The sequence below is a fragment of the Streptococcus hillyeri genome, from assembly GCF_041081565.1.
In the GTDB taxonomy this organism is placed as follows: domain Bacteria; phylum Bacillota; class Bacilli; order Lactobacillales; family Streptococcaceae; genus Streptococcus; species Streptococcus hillyeri.
The window spans coordinates 1,383,060-1,395,375 of the sequence record NZ_CP163513.1; the positions used below are offsets into that span (position 1 = coordinate 1,383,060).

General features: G+C 38.4%; 14 protein-coding genes, 1 pseudogene and 1 other annotated feature (1 of these 16 running past the window's edge). Of the genes and pseudogenes, 5 read left to right on the plus strand and 10 right to left on the minus strand.

Going from position 1 to position 12,316, the window contains the following annotated elements:
• Positions 1-546 precede the first annotated feature (546 nt).
• From AB6M99_RS06645 to AB6M99_RS06660, 4 genes and pseudogenes are all read left to right on the plus strand, one after another.
• Positions 547-789, plus strand: a complete 243-nt coding sequence (locus tag AB6M99_RS06645; RefSeq protein WP_121834557.1) for a hypothetical protein — start codon at positions 547-549, stop codon at positions 787-789.
• Between the two features lie 318 nt (positions 790-1,107).
• Positions 1,108-1,587, plus strand: coding sequence for a hypothetical protein (locus AB6M99_RS06650; RefSeq protein ID WP_369350459.1), 480 nt, complete (start codon positions 1,108-1,110; stop codon positions 1,585-1,587).
• Positions 1,588-1,897: 310 nt separating this feature from the next.
• Complete coding sequence (locus AB6M99_RS06655; protein ID WP_245962673.1) at positions 1,898-2,005, plus strand: putative holin-like toxin; 108 nt, start codon at positions 1,898-1,900, stop codon at positions 2,003-2,005.
• A 390-nt stretch (positions 2,006-2,395) separates the two neighbouring features.
• Positions 2,396-2,539 (plus strand): annotated as a pseudogene (locus tag AB6M99_RS06660) (putative holin-like toxin).
• A gap of 184 nt (positions 2,540-2,723) precedes the next feature.
• On the opposite strand, the gene AB6M99_RS06665 reads toward AB6M99_RS06660, so the two are convergent.
• The 8 genes from AB6M99_RS06665 to AB6M99_RS06700 all read right to left on the minus strand — a co-directional run bounded on the left by AB6M99_RS06665 (position 2,724) and on the right by AB6M99_RS06700 (position 10,719).
• On the minus strand, positions 2,724-3,719 hold the full coding sequence (locus AB6M99_RS06665; RefSeq protein WP_369350460.1) for an NAD(P)/FAD-dependent oxidoreductase: 996 nt from the start codon (positions 3,717-3,719) through the stop codon (positions 2,724-2,726).
• Between the two features lie 9 nt (positions 3,720-3,728).
• Positions 3,729-4,370, minus strand: a complete 642-nt coding sequence (locus tag AB6M99_RS06670; protein WP_121834553.1) for a YitT family protein — start codon at positions 4,368-4,370, stop codon at positions 3,729-3,731.
• On the minus strand, positions 4,363-5,088 hold the full coding sequence (gene trmD, locus AB6M99_RS06675) for a tRNA (guanosine(37)-N1)-methyltransferase TrmD (protein WP_121834721.1): 726 nt from the start codon (positions 5,086-5,088) through the stop codon (positions 4,363-4,365). The genes AB6M99_RS06670 and trmD overlap by 8 nt, the downstream gene beginning before the upstream one ends.
• Complete coding sequence (gene rimM, locus AB6M99_RS06680; RefSeq protein ID WP_121834552.1) at positions 5,078-5,596, minus strand: ribosome maturation factor RimM; 519 nt, start codon at positions 5,594-5,596, stop codon at positions 5,078-5,080. The genes trmD and rimM overlap by 11 nt, the downstream gene beginning before the upstream one ends.
• 82 nt (positions 5,597-5,678) lie before the next feature.
• Positions 5,679-6,920 carry a CapA family protein gene (locus AB6M99_RS06685; protein WP_121834551.1) on the minus strand — a complete coding sequence of 414 codons (1,242 nt, stop codon included), beginning with the start codon at positions 6,918-6,920 and terminating at the stop codon, positions 5,679-5,681.
• A 111-nt stretch (positions 6,921-7,031) separates the two neighbouring features.
• Positions 7,032-7,352 carry an SH3 domain-containing protein gene (locus AB6M99_RS06690; RefSeq protein ID WP_245962672.1) on the minus strand — a complete coding sequence of 107 codons (321 nt, stop codon included), beginning with the start codon at positions 7,350-7,352 and terminating at the stop codon, positions 7,032-7,034.
• On the minus strand, positions 7,327-9,771 hold the full coding sequence (locus AB6M99_RS06695) for an SH3 domain-containing protein (protein ID WP_369350461.1): 2,445 nt from the start codon (positions 9,769-9,771) through the stop codon (positions 7,327-7,329). The genes AB6M99_RS06690 and AB6M99_RS06695 overlap by 26 nt, the downstream gene beginning before the upstream one ends.
• 399 nt (positions 9,772-10,170) lie before the next feature.
• Positions 10,171-10,719, minus strand: a complete 549-nt coding sequence (locus tag AB6M99_RS06700) for a hypothetical protein (RefSeq protein ID WP_121834550.1) — start codon at positions 10,717-10,719, stop codon at positions 10,171-10,173.
• A gap of 304 nt (positions 10,720-11,023) precedes the next feature.
• Here AB6M99_RS06700 and AB6M99_RS06705 point away from each other — a divergent pair, with 304 nt between their 5' ends.
• On the plus strand, positions 11,024-11,149 hold the full coding sequence (locus tag AB6M99_RS06705) for a hypothetical protein (protein WP_369351223.1): 126 nt from the start codon (positions 11,024-11,026) through the stop codon (positions 11,147-11,149).
• Positions 11,150-11,236: 87 nt separating this feature from the next.
• On the opposite strand, the gene rplL is transcribed toward AB6M99_RS06705, so the two are convergent.
• Positions 11,237-11,602, minus strand: coding sequence for a 50S ribosomal protein L7/L12 (gene rplL, locus AB6M99_RS06710; RefSeq protein WP_121834549.1), 366 nt, complete (start codon positions 11,600-11,602; stop codon positions 11,237-11,239).
• Between the two features lie 75 nt (positions 11,603-11,677).
• Positions 11,678-12,172, minus strand: coding sequence for a 50S ribosomal protein L10 (rplJ, locus tag AB6M99_RS06715; RefSeq protein ID WP_121834548.1), 495 nt, complete (start codon positions 12,170-12,172; stop codon positions 11,678-11,680).
• Positions 12,173-12,200: 28 nt separating this feature from the next.
• Positions 12,201-12,316: a sequence feature (ribosomal protein L10 leader region), on the minus strand; it runs 19 nt beyond the window's last position.

Consider the following 12,316-nt stretch of genomic DNA (forward strand, 5'->3'; position numbering starts at 1 on the left):
CCAAAAAAACACCTCACTATTATCAATATCTTCCTATTTATTGATAATAAAGCATCACATTACACCGAGCCGACTTTAGTTTCAAGCTGCTCTTTTTCTAAAAATAACATTAAGAAAATAAAGAAAACCTTAATAAGATGAAATTAACATAAGTTATATTAAGATAGTCTATGGTTAACCTAATAAATAGACAAATTCATGAAATGTGTATTGATAGATAGCTGCTATTGCAGTATAATGACAAAGATTTTGAGACAGGAAAATTGTCCTAAAATTAAAATAAAAAATGGAGGAATCATTATGATTAAATCTAACACAGTCAAAAGACTTATCGGAACAGGCGCTATTGCTTTTGCTTTCTTTAGCGCCAGCCTAGCAATGGGGACACCAGTGAAGGCGTAGGGAGCTTCCGTATCTTCTCAGGTAAAGGATCCATTTTTAAAAGGGCGTGAAGACGGTGGATTTCAAGGTTTTTACGATGCTGTAGACAATAAATTCAATGGTCAACATCCCGATTTCGAACATATTTATCCTGAAGGTAAAGATATGCCTAAATATGAAAGAAATGAAGATAACGAAAATTATCTACGCAGTTACAGAGACAGTTACAAGACAGAATATACAGCAACATATCAAAGTAAATACGGCTCTAAAGTTCCTGAAGTTAGCGGTCCTGAAGTTAGCGGTCCTGAAGCAGAACAAAATAGTACGGAAGCTGAATCAACAATTTTTGACACTATTATTGGTGTCGCATTGACAGTATTAAGTTGGTTTTTTCCCATTAATTAAATCCATATAATCGTTTTGCTTCACTCTCCACTGAGTTAGCAAACTTCTTTAACATTTTAGCTGAGATACTTACTGATTCTAAAACCACATTAACTTGATTTATCCTCAGCTATCCAAGGAGCAAAAAAGCCAAGAATCATTATAGAGGGATTCTTGGCTTTTGGCTTTCATCATAGTAAACACTAAAAATCCCCCTCAAACTGTAATTGACAGGACTGTCACTTATTAGCCATAAAACTTGACTACTATATTCAACAAATTTGCACTAAGATTCTTTTAACACCTTAAATGAAACACAAAAACGGAGAAATCATGATAATGAAATCTAAAGCAATCAAAAAACTTATCGGAACAGGCGCTATCGCCTTCGCCTTCTTCAGTTCTAGCCTAGCAATGGAGACAACCGTAATTGCGGACTCAATCGATTCAGCATTGAAACAGCAACAATTTGAAGAACCAAGTAACCAAGGTTTTATCGATGGGTACGATTTAGGATACAAAAATGGTAACAAATCTGGTGCTAAAAATCCGTACGATTCCCCTCCATTAGACAATCTTCCAAGTTACAAGGAGATTAATGAGGATTATTCCAGAGGATTTAAAGAAGGTTATAATTTAGGTTATTGGAATGGTTGGAGTCGTTTAACTGATCCAAATTTTATTATTGATCCGGTATTAGACCCAGATTTACATGGTCAACAGCATACGGAACAGCCAGAAAACTTTATTGATACTATTTTTGGCTTTTTCGCTGATATTTATGCTCAGGTGACCACATTTTTTTATAGCATTTGGTAAATTGATTTTACTATTTCCTGATTCATCCTCAGCTAACATGATATATAACAAAAGCCCAAGAATCGCACGCTGATCCTTGGGCTTTTGTACTCATACTCATTTTTACTTAACAACAAGTAAACACTGTCAAACATATTACAACGATCATCCGAACGTTTAGTAGTTTCTAAACAACCTTATTTGAACAACTTCTGCAACTGTGTTAAAATAACAAAGTAAATAAGTTATGACGGTAGCTGCAACCTATCAGAAAGGTGGTGGTGCTTATGAATGTAAGTACTAAAATCTGGATAGAAAGGAGTAGCAACTTTTGTCTGTAGCAGAGGCTTTACAGTTGATGTTGAACTTTGGTAATCTTATCATTGCTCTACTAACACTTGTTATAGCACTCATTTTGCTTAATGATAAAAAGAAATAACCGTCTTATACTTTAGCCGATTTGACGATTATTTCTTAATTATTCAATTGGCTACCGTCTTAAACGGATTTACACTAGGAGTTGTTGACGCAACTCCTTTTTATATCTTCATTATAAAGCATTGACTGATATTTTGCAAGCAAGACTTAGTTAAATGTGCGACAACGATTATCCGAACGTTTAGCAGTTTATAGACAAACTTATTTGAACAACTTCCGACGACATGTTAAAATAACAAAGTGAATAAGTTATGACGGTAGCTGCAACCTATCAGAAAGGTGGTGGTGCTTATGAATGTAAGTACTAAAATCTGGATAGAAAGGCAAGTCGCTAACGTTAATCGCTATGGCGATTTAACTACTCCTTGCACTAGTTCTTGGCGTAAAAAATATCGTTTTACGCCAAGAAACGTCGGAGTAGCACTTTTTGACTGCGTTTGAAGTTGTGCAAACTATCTTAGGTTTTGGTACCTTTACCATTACTTTGATTGGCTTGTGCTATAAAATCTTCAGCGATAAAGACAAAAAGAAATAACCGTCCTAAACTTTAGCAAGTTGACGGTTATTCTTTAACCCAAAATTAGCTACCGTCTTAAACGGATTTACACTAGGAGTTGTTAGCGCAACTCCTTTTAGTATTCTTATTATAAAGCATTGACCAACATTTTGCAAGTGAGACTTGCTTCAAACACATGAAAAAATCGTCTATCCTATAACATTTACTCATTAATTAACGAGGTTGAATGTACTGGACGGTTGTCCTTGTCTGGGTGCGCGTATTTGATAGCTTCGTTTACTGCGATCGGCGCTTCACCAAATCCTGTGGCAATCAGCTCAACTTTGCCTTCATAATCTGCGGCATCACCGATTGCAAAAACACCTTCTTGACTGGTTTCAAAGGTACGAGATACGTTGATTGAGGTGCGTTTGTAATCCACATTCCAATGTTTAAGATTTTTATTATTAGTTGAAAAGCCGAAGCTGACAATCAAAGCATCTAGTGGTAAGTCAAGTGTTTCTTCTGATTTCACTTTTTGGACTGTCAAACTGGTCGCTCTGCCATTTTCCCCAGAAATTGAAAGAGGAACATAAGGAGTTAGTATCTCCACAGAAGAGTTTTCCATGACCTCTACACTGTGTTCATGAGCTCGAAAGCTATCTCGGCGGTGAACAACCGTGACACTCGCAGCGATACTTTCAAGGGCATTTGCCCAGTCAACTGCCGAGTCCCCACCACCACAGATAACCACTTTCTTGCCAGCAAACTGATCCAATTTGTGAACATTGTAGAAAATAGTCGTATCGGCATAACGTTCTTCACCGTCAACGCCCAAAGGACGTGGCGCAAAGGCCCCATTACCGCATGCAATAATAATAGAACGGGATAAATGCTCAGCTTTATTGGTTTTAATATGAAAAATACCATCTACCTTTTCAAAAGTTTGTACTTCTTCTTTAAGGCAGATTGTGGTCTTGTCCTTAAAACGCTCTAACTGTTCCAGCAATTTCTCAGTTAATTCAGCACCTGTTGTGACTGGATAGCCCGGAATATCATAAATCTTCTTTTCAGGATAAAGGATGGCAGGCTGCCCGCCAAGCTCTGATAAGCTTTCAATAATCTGCACGTTCATGCCACGTAAGCCAGCGTAGAAGGCTGCCCAAAGTCCTACAGGACCCCCACCAATAATCGTAATATCATGAATAGTCTGTGTCATACTTACTCCTTACTTTTCTTGAATACGTTTAAATAAGGCTTCGGAATAAGGGTGAACGAGCGCAATTGCACGACCAGTTAACACCATCGAAATAATGGTCCCTACTCCGATACCAAGTAGCGGTTGACCCGCTAGAAAACCAATCACTAATGCCAACACAATGTGAATAGCATCTAAAAGATTTTTACCATAACCAAATCCTCTTTTAGCTACCAAACCAATCACATCCGCCAAAGCATCCGCAGGATTAGGAATTAACTGCATGGCAATCATAAGTGAAGCTCCAATCGCAATTAAGACAACCGCAAGGAGCAGAAAAATCCCTTGTAGGACAACCCCTTCGGCAGCTGGCATTAACCCATCAAAAACTTCAATAAAATAACTGGTCAGTACACTTGCAATAAGCTGAAGCAATTGAATCGGTCTAAACGTTTTCCCCAATAAAATCGCCTGTAAAAGCAACATCACACAGTAGGAAATAAAACTCGTTGTACCTAGTGAAATACCAGATAATACCGTTGCAATATAAGGTAAAGTTGTCACCGGAGAAACCCCTAAGAGACTCTTAGTATTCAGCGTAATCCCCGCCGCTAAAATGATCACTCCAAGCAAATAGACAGCACACTGTGCCCAATTAATACGTTTATCCATCAATTTCCTCTTTTTTTATCTTATTTAATAGTTCTTTTTCTTCTTCAGTAAAATGGTACACCTCAAGTAGATCTGGTCTACGTTCCAAAGTTTTTCTGAGGCTTTGTTCCAAACGCCAAAGGCGGATATTCTCATGATGTCCAGACATCAAAACATCAGGCACAGTCATGCCACGAAAATCATATGGACGGGTGTACTGTGGGTACTCCAAAAGTCCAGATGAAAAACTATCATCTTGATGACTGGCCTCCTTACCAATCACGTCTGGAATAAGGCGCACCGTCGCATCCACCATGGTCATGGCTGCAAGTTCACCACCCGTCAATACAAAATCCCCTAGTGAAATTTCATCCGTCACGAGTGTCTTAATCCGCTCATCATACCCCTCATAATGACCACAAATAAAAATCAACTCGTCTTCCTGAGCCAATTCTTCTGCGTAAGCTTGATCAAAGGTACGTCCTGCTGGATCAAGGAGAATCACACGAGGGTTTTTCGCTTCAATTTTTTCAATGGTATCAAAAATGGGCTGAGCACGAAGTAACATTCCTTGACCGCCACCATAAGGCTCATCATCGACATGACGAGCCTTTTCTGCATTTTCACGAAAATTATGGTAGTTAATCTCAAGCAAACCTTTTTCTTTAGCCTTACCGACAATGGAGTGCTCAAGCGGTGCAAACATCTCAGGAAATAGGGTCAGAATATCAATCTTCATCATCAAGTCCTTCCATGATTTCGACATCAACACGGTTCCCCTCAATATCCACATTTAGAACAACTGGCGGAATGTAAGGAAGTAATAAATCGCGTTTTCCTTTACGCTTAACGACCCAGACATCATTAGCTCCTGGTTGTAGAATTTCTTTAACCTGACCAATCAGAACATCATTTTCATAAACATCGAGACCGATGATTTCATGGTAATAGAAATCCCCCTCTTCTAATTCTGATAAATTTTCCTCAGCCACTTTGAGTGAAAATCCTTTGTATTTTTCAACATCGTTAATATGGTAAAGCCCTTTGAATTTCACAATATCAAAGTTTTTTTGCTTACGATGCGTTGCAACTTCAACTTCCATCACAAAGTTGTCCTTGTCATCAAACACTGATAAACAGCTACCTTTTTTAAACCGTTCATCCGCAAAATCAGTGACACTCATCACGCGCAACTCACCTTGCAAACCTTGGGTATTAACAATTTTTCCAACATTAAAATAATTCATTTTCTCTCTTCTTTTCTACTTAGAAATCACTCTTTATTTTACCACGAGAGCTCTAAAAAAGCCAACTTTCGTTAGCTTTCTTTTATTTCCAGTTTAATCCGACTAAGTCGTTCATTTCCTGATAGGCAATGTCAACCTTCTCTTGGATATCAGCTGGTATCTCTGACCGGTATTTACCGCCTTCTAGAAAATCTTCCAAAATCATCACTCGGTAATCAAAGTTTGGATAGTTATAGGTTGGATTATAGGTTCCTTTGTGCCAAGCCCAGACCATTGTTGGATGTGCCTTAGCTGTTTTGATAACAGTCTTATCTCCTGTTTTTTCAAAGGTAACATCCATAAACAAACCACGCTCTGTCCAGTAGTTTCCAAGCATTTCATAGGTTTGATTGGAAATAAAGTTTCCCATTGAGTAGATGATTAGCTTTTTGTCACCCTTATGATTAACAATTTCTGACGGCTCTGCCACGTGAGGATGTCCACCAAATACAACATCTGCTCCCCAATCAACCATCTTATGATACAAGTCTACCTGCTCTGCCGTTGGTTCCAAAGAATACTCAACACCCATCTGAGGCATGACAATGGTCACATCAGCCAATTTCTCAGCCTTCTTGAGCTCTTTCTTAATCTTCTCCTCATCCAAATCAGACATGTGCTTTTGATACTCTTTTTCAGTGAGATTAGCTTCCATGCCATTATAGCCATAAGAATAACCTAGAATCGCAATTTTAATACCATTAACTTCTCTGATAAGAAAATCCTGTTTCTCCCGATTCTCTGTATAAACACCAATCGTATCTAAACCAAGTTTATTGAATGTTTCAACCGTATTCAAAGCTCCAGATAACTGCGAATCCAAAATATGATTATGCGCCAAATCGATAACATCATATCCTGTATCTTTTATCGTTTGAGCAATTTCTGCTGGCGCATTAAATAGTGGATAGCCCGCTAGTGGAAAATCAGGACTAATCGTCCCCTCATAGTCACCGATGGCTAAATCTGCTTTCTCAATCCATTCTTTAACATAGGTGAAATAAGGATCAAACCGATAAGACCCATCCTCCTGATAAGCTGACGTATAAAGAATATCGTGAATCAAGATATCGCCGTTGGCAACAACACGAGCTGTACGTACCTTCGATTTTTCTGCTTTTTCTTTCTCTAAAGTTGTTTTAATCGTATTGTTTAAAACAAAATCTCCCGTACTTAGACGTCTTTCCAGTAAGAATGCTAAAAAGAGTATTAAAACTAACAGACTAAATAACAATCCCAGTCGGCGTTTTTTTTGATGTCGTCGTTGCACGTGTCTTTGATCCATAATCCGTCCTCCTGTTTGATTATTATAACATTTTTGGAAAAGATAAGAAAGCGGTTTATAACATGAGGTCTATTGACGAAAAATCCCCACAGACGAGTGAGGAATTCCGTATTAAGCAATCGCTATATACCGTCTATTACCACTAAAACCAATATAAGAAATCCATTGGCGTCCTTCAGAAGTTAGCACCTTATCATAATTAACTGTTTCTCCAGCATCATAGTAAGCTAGTTCTGAACTTGACATCTTTGGTTCTGCTTTGATTGAAGACCGTTTGGTAAAGGTATAAACACCTTGTGGAGCAATAGCAGTTGAGCTTGGTTGTGGCATAACCGCCGGGCTCTTATAGTCTCCTCCAGAAAAGCCATAATATTCTTCCAAAGTTAGGCCAGAGTCATAGACCTCTTTAGCTTCTTTTCCGATATATCTCACATGCCATGGTTCTTTCCATATAACCTGTGACAGCTTCTTTTCCTGGCAAATATCTCACCACAAAACCATATTTATGAGCATTCTGTTGCAACCAATCTGCCGCTGCTTTGTCCTCAAGTAAGCGACCTGATTTATCTGTAAAATCATAAGCTAAACCAGTCTGATGTTCACTATGTCCTGCCCTGGCTGAGTAACGGTCTGCTGCTGCAGAACCATCACTATTAGTATACGTTTGATAAAGGGATTTCTGTATCTCGTAACTCCTAAAACCGCTATAGGTTTTCCCAACATTAAATCCTTGGTTAATCATGTCATTTCGTAAGCGGATAAAAGCTTCTCTCGCTTTTGGATTTTCTCCAGGGTTATAGGTTGATGCTAAAGGATATTTCTTATTAGCGATGACAATCTCATCATATTTTCCTTGAATACTATAATATGAACCTTTGTAAGTCACTTCCTTATTAGCCGTAGACACTGCAGCTTTAACCTCTGTTGTCGTTTTAGTCACAAATGTTAACTGTCCGTCATTTTGACGATAATACAAGTGAATATTGTACTCACCAGCCTTATTTTTGTGGTTGCTGATGTTCACAGAAACCTTGTAACGACCTGTGGCTTCTTCAGTTGCTTTATACCATTGAAGGTCATCTTGACCATCTTGTGTCGTCCAAGTAGGCACAAGAATTTCAGATAATTTTTTAGGGGTTGAGATATCACTAATCACAATGTCAAAACCTTTTTCTGATTGGTTTTCAACGTGAATATTACCAGTGAGTTTTACTTCTGTCGGTTTAGATATGGGGGAAATAGCAGAGCTATCAATCTCTTTTCCCTGACTTGACGAATCACCCTTAGTCACTTCTCTTGTCACCACCTGACCCAAATCAACATAGCGACGAGTACCGCTATAGCTAATATAAGAAATCCAGTTATGGTTATCATTGGTTAAAACCTTATCGTAGTTAACACTCTCTCCCTTATCAAAATGAAATTGAGTAGTTGCTGCAACACGTGCTTCATTCTTAACCGCTGCAGTCTTCTCAAAACGATAAGTTCCTTGTGCTGGAATACTCAGTTTAACAGTCTCTTTAACAACTGGCTGAGCTTCTGCTTTTGGTGTGGTTTGAACTGTTGGCTTTGTTTCTGATTTTGGCGCCACTACCTTAGTTTCAACTTTACCCAAATCCGCGTAACGGCGCATACCATTGAAGCTGATGTAAGACAACCATTGGTGCCCATCATTTACTAAAACTTTATCGTAATTGACCTTGTCCCCTTTTGGATAGTAGAATTGCGTTGATGCTGAAACTTTCGCTTCATTTTTGACCTCTGTGTTTTCCTTGAAGGTGTAGGTTCCTTGTGGCGCTAGAGTTAGAGCAACTGGCTGAGTTTTTGCTTTTGGTGTAGGTTGAACTGTTGGCTTTGTTTCTGATTTTGGCGCCACTACCTTAGTTTCAACTTTACCCAAATCGGCGTAACGGCGCATGCCATTGAAGCTGATGTAAGACAACCATTGGTGCCCATCATTTACTAAAACTTTATCGTAATTGACCTTATCACCTTTTGGATAGTAAAATTGCATCGGTGCTGAAACTTTCGCTTCGTTTTTGACCTCTGTGTTTTCCTTGAAGGTGTAGGTTCCTTTGTCAGGAAGACTTGGTTTTACAGTCTCTTTAACAACTGGCTGAGCTTCTACTTTTGGTGTAGTTTGAACTGTTGGCTTTGTTTCTGATTTTGGCGCCACTACCTTAGTTTCAACTTTACCCAAATCGGCGTAACGGCGCATGCCATTGAAGCTGATGTAAGACAACCATTGGTGTCCGTCATTTACCAAGACTTTATCGTAATTGACCTTATCACCTTTTGGATAGTAAAATTGCATCGGTGCTGAAACTTTGGCTTCGTTTTTGACCTCTGTGTTTTCCTTGAAGGTGTAGGTTCCTTTATCTGGGAGACTTGGTTTGACAATTTCTTCAACTACTACTGGTTGGGTTTCAACTTCACTCTCCATGACCTTTGGCTCTACAGACTCTACAGCTGTATCAGTATTGATTTCTGGTGACTTTTCAGGTGTGAGTCGATTTGTCGTAATCTCCACAGAAGATGTCAAGGCATTATCTGCTGACTGTGCAGAATTAACTTTATTAAGTTCACCCGCTTGTGTCACTTCTTCTAATGCTGGATTTTCTACCACACTATTAGTATTTTCTACTGGCTGATCTATCGGACTTGTATGGCTTATTTCTGTAACCATGTGATTTTTCATAGAACAAGCACAGCAACAATGAGACATATCGTCTGCCATTGCGGTCTTATTCCCAAAAAGCAACAGGCTACCAAGTAATACTGAAGCAGCTCCAAAGGAATATTTCCTAATGGAAAAACGTTGTTTCTGATGCCCAAAAAATTCTTGTTTCATAACTACTTCCTCACTATTCTTTTTTTTCGCCTTCATTATAATCCTTTATATTTTCATTGTCAATATATAACTGTAACGTTTGTCATTTTTTTGTAATATTTGTAAATAGACTTGTAAACTAATCTGATGAAAATAGCACAGCATTACTGGTAATTGCTAATCAGAGATCGGTTTTATTCTCTTGATTTTAAATCCCTCATATAACTATTCGATTTTCTGTGACATTTTTAGTGTAAAAAATCATTTTCTACAATATTTTTAGAAAAAGGGAGGCTTACAAGAATAAACCTCCCAAAATATTAATGTTGGATGTCAGAGTAGGCAATGTAGTATCGTGCTGATTTTTCCCTATCTTGAACTACAAAAGAATACCACCAGTCACCGTTATCTCTAAAATATTTATCCACGACAAACGCATGAAGAAAATATCGCTTTCAGATAACGATTTTTCATAAAAAGATATATTTTTAGCCATGAAATTTTGTTATAATATAGACGAAAAAGAGGCTGAATCGATGTATGTGTGTAAATGTCGTGAAAATATTTTGAAAAAATGCATGTAGCTAGAAAATGGTTACATGCATTTTCTTCATGCGTTTGTCCTGAATATTTATCCCATTCTACTTGACTACCAACAGGTTTAGTAAAGACAATCTCACTTGATTTATCAGATGCAACATAGACTGAAACTTCTTTATCTATATCTAAAATACCCGAAGTCGCTTCCCAGACTCCTGTTCCTCCTTGAAGCTGAGTTGCAGCTTCACTTACCTGTGATTGGGAAGTATTCTCATTTTGACTTGTCTGTGCTTCAATCTGGCTTGTTGACTCAATCCTTTTACTTTCTAAACTCTCCGTTGTGGTGGTTTGCTTTTTAGGATTTTTAGAAGACTGACTATTTTTCGAGGTTGTTTGGCTTGTTTTAGATTTATACTTAACAAAAATCAAAAATTACTTTTTGCTTCTTTCTTAAAAGGTGCGGACGCTCAAAAGGTTTGGGGAACCTTTTGAGACGGAGTTTCATTGCTACTTTTTGAGCCTCTTTTTTCACAGTAGATGATTGGCTGTACTTGTCGACTACTCGACAGCGTCTAACCTAATCATCCTTGCGGGGAACTACTACGAAATTGACTTTCAATTTCTGTAGTTCTCCCAAAAATCCGTTCTTATCAAGCAAATTCCCCTCGCTCTTTTATTTCTGAGCTTGGGCTAAAACTGTCCACTGGACAGTTTCACTAATAAGAATACCACCATGGCGAAAGAAGCTCTGATAAATCAAACCATTTATTGGTTCTTGATTTTACTTAAACTGCTAATTTTGATTTTGGATGAGTATAAGTCACAAGTTGTAGACGTGCTAGATAAACTTTATCAATAGTTTGCTCCTTTTCAGATAAAAAGAAAAACCGCTACTCCGAAGAATAGCGGTTTAATCATGTTTTAGGCTACTTGAGTAGTTGCTCTATTATTTAAGAGTAACTGAAGCTCCAGCTTCTTCAAGTTTAGCTTTGATTTCTTCAGCTTCTGCAGTTGCAACGCCTTCTTTAACCATAGCTGGTGCACCATCAACAAGTTCTTTAGCTTCTTTAAGACCAAGACCAGTGATTTCGCGAACAACTTTGATAACGCCAACTTTTTTGTCGCCAGCAGAAGTCAACTCAACGTCGAATGAGTCTTTAGCTTCTTCAGCACCAGCACCAGCAGCTGCAACAGCAACTGGAGCAGCAGCAGTTACGCCAAACTCTTCTTCGATTGCTTTAACAAGGTCGTTAAGTTCAAGGATTGTAGCTTCTTTAATTTCAGCAATAATGTTTTCAATGTTCAATGCCATTGTGAATTTCCTCCAAATAGGTATTTTTATAATGTTAAGTGTAGCTTTAAGCTGCTACAAGCTGACGCCATTTGATTAAGCTGCGTCTTCTTTTTCTGCAACTGCTTTGACAGCGTATGCAACGTTGCGAACTGGCGCTTGAAGTACAGAAAGGAGCATAGAAAGCATACCTTCGCGGTTTGGCAATGTAGCAAGTGCTTCGATTTCAGCTTTAGTTGAAACTTTACCTTCTACAGCACCACCCTTGATTTCAAGAGCGTCAGCAGTTTTAGCAAAATCGTAAACGATTTTAGCTGGAGCAACAGCATCATCTGAGAATGCAACAGCTGATGGTCCTACGAACATTTCAGCCATTCCTTCAAGACCAGCTTTTTCAGCAGCACGACGTAGGATAGAGTTTTTAATCACTTTATACTCAACGCCTTCACCACGTAAGTTACGACGAAGAACAGTATCTTGCTCTACAGTCAAACCACGTGCGTCAACAACGACGATTGAAGTAGCTGCTTTCATTTGCTCAGCAACAGCGTCCACAAGTTCCGCTTTTTTAGCAATAATAGCTTCTGACATTTAAGTTTACCTCCGTTTTTATTTTTGGCTAGGCACAAAAAAATCGTACCTAAACCTAGACACGAAAGTACAAAATACACATAATAGATATGGTTTTTTGTCCTCGGTAGGATGTTTATGAGTCCAGCTCCCCTACTGTCTTAG

Bases quoted from the DNA above. Each gene is read 5' to 3' on its own strand.
- rimM (WP_121834552.1), bottom strand. From the start codon at position 5,596: ATGAATTATTTTAATGTTGGAAAAATTGTTAATACCCAAGGTTTGCAA.
- AB6M99_RS06705 (WP_369351223.1), top strand. From the start codon at position 11,024: ATGGCGAAAGAAGCTCTGATAAATCAAACCATTTATTGGTTCTTGATT.
- AB6M99_RS06645 (WP_121834557.1), top strand. From the start codon at position 547: ATGCCTAAATATGAAAGAAATGAAGATAACGAAAATTATCTACGCAGT.
- AB6M99_RS06665 (WP_369350460.1), bottom strand. From the start codon at position 3,719: ATGACACAGACTATTCATGATATTACGATTATTGGTGGGGGTCCTGTA.
- AB6M99_RS06685 (WP_121834551.1), bottom strand. From the start codon at position 6,920: ATGGATCAAAGACACGTGCAACGACGACATCAAAAAAAACGCCGACTG.
- AB6M99_RS06670 (WP_121834553.1), bottom strand. From the start codon at position 4,370: ATGGATAAACGTATTAATTGGGCACAGTGTGCTGTCTATTTGCTTGGA.
- AB6M99_RS06650 (WP_369350459.1), top strand. From the start codon at position 1,108: ATGAAATCTAAAGCAATCAAAAAACTTATCGGAACAGGCGCTATCGCC.
- AB6M99_RS06695 (WP_369350461.1), bottom strand. From the start codon at position 9,771: ATGAAACAAGAATTTTTTGGGCATCAGAAACAACGTTTTTCCATTAGG.
- rplL (WP_121834549.1), bottom strand. From the start codon at position 11,602: ATGGCATTGAACATTGAAAACATTATTGCTGAAATTAAAGAAGCTACA.
- trmD (WP_121834721.1), bottom strand. From the start codon at position 5,088: ATGAAGATTGATATTCTGACCCTATTTCCTGAGATGTTTGCACCGCTT.
- rplJ (WP_121834548.1), bottom strand. From the start codon at position 12,172: ATGTCAGAAGCTATTATTGCTAAAAAAGCGGAACTTGTGGACGCTGTT.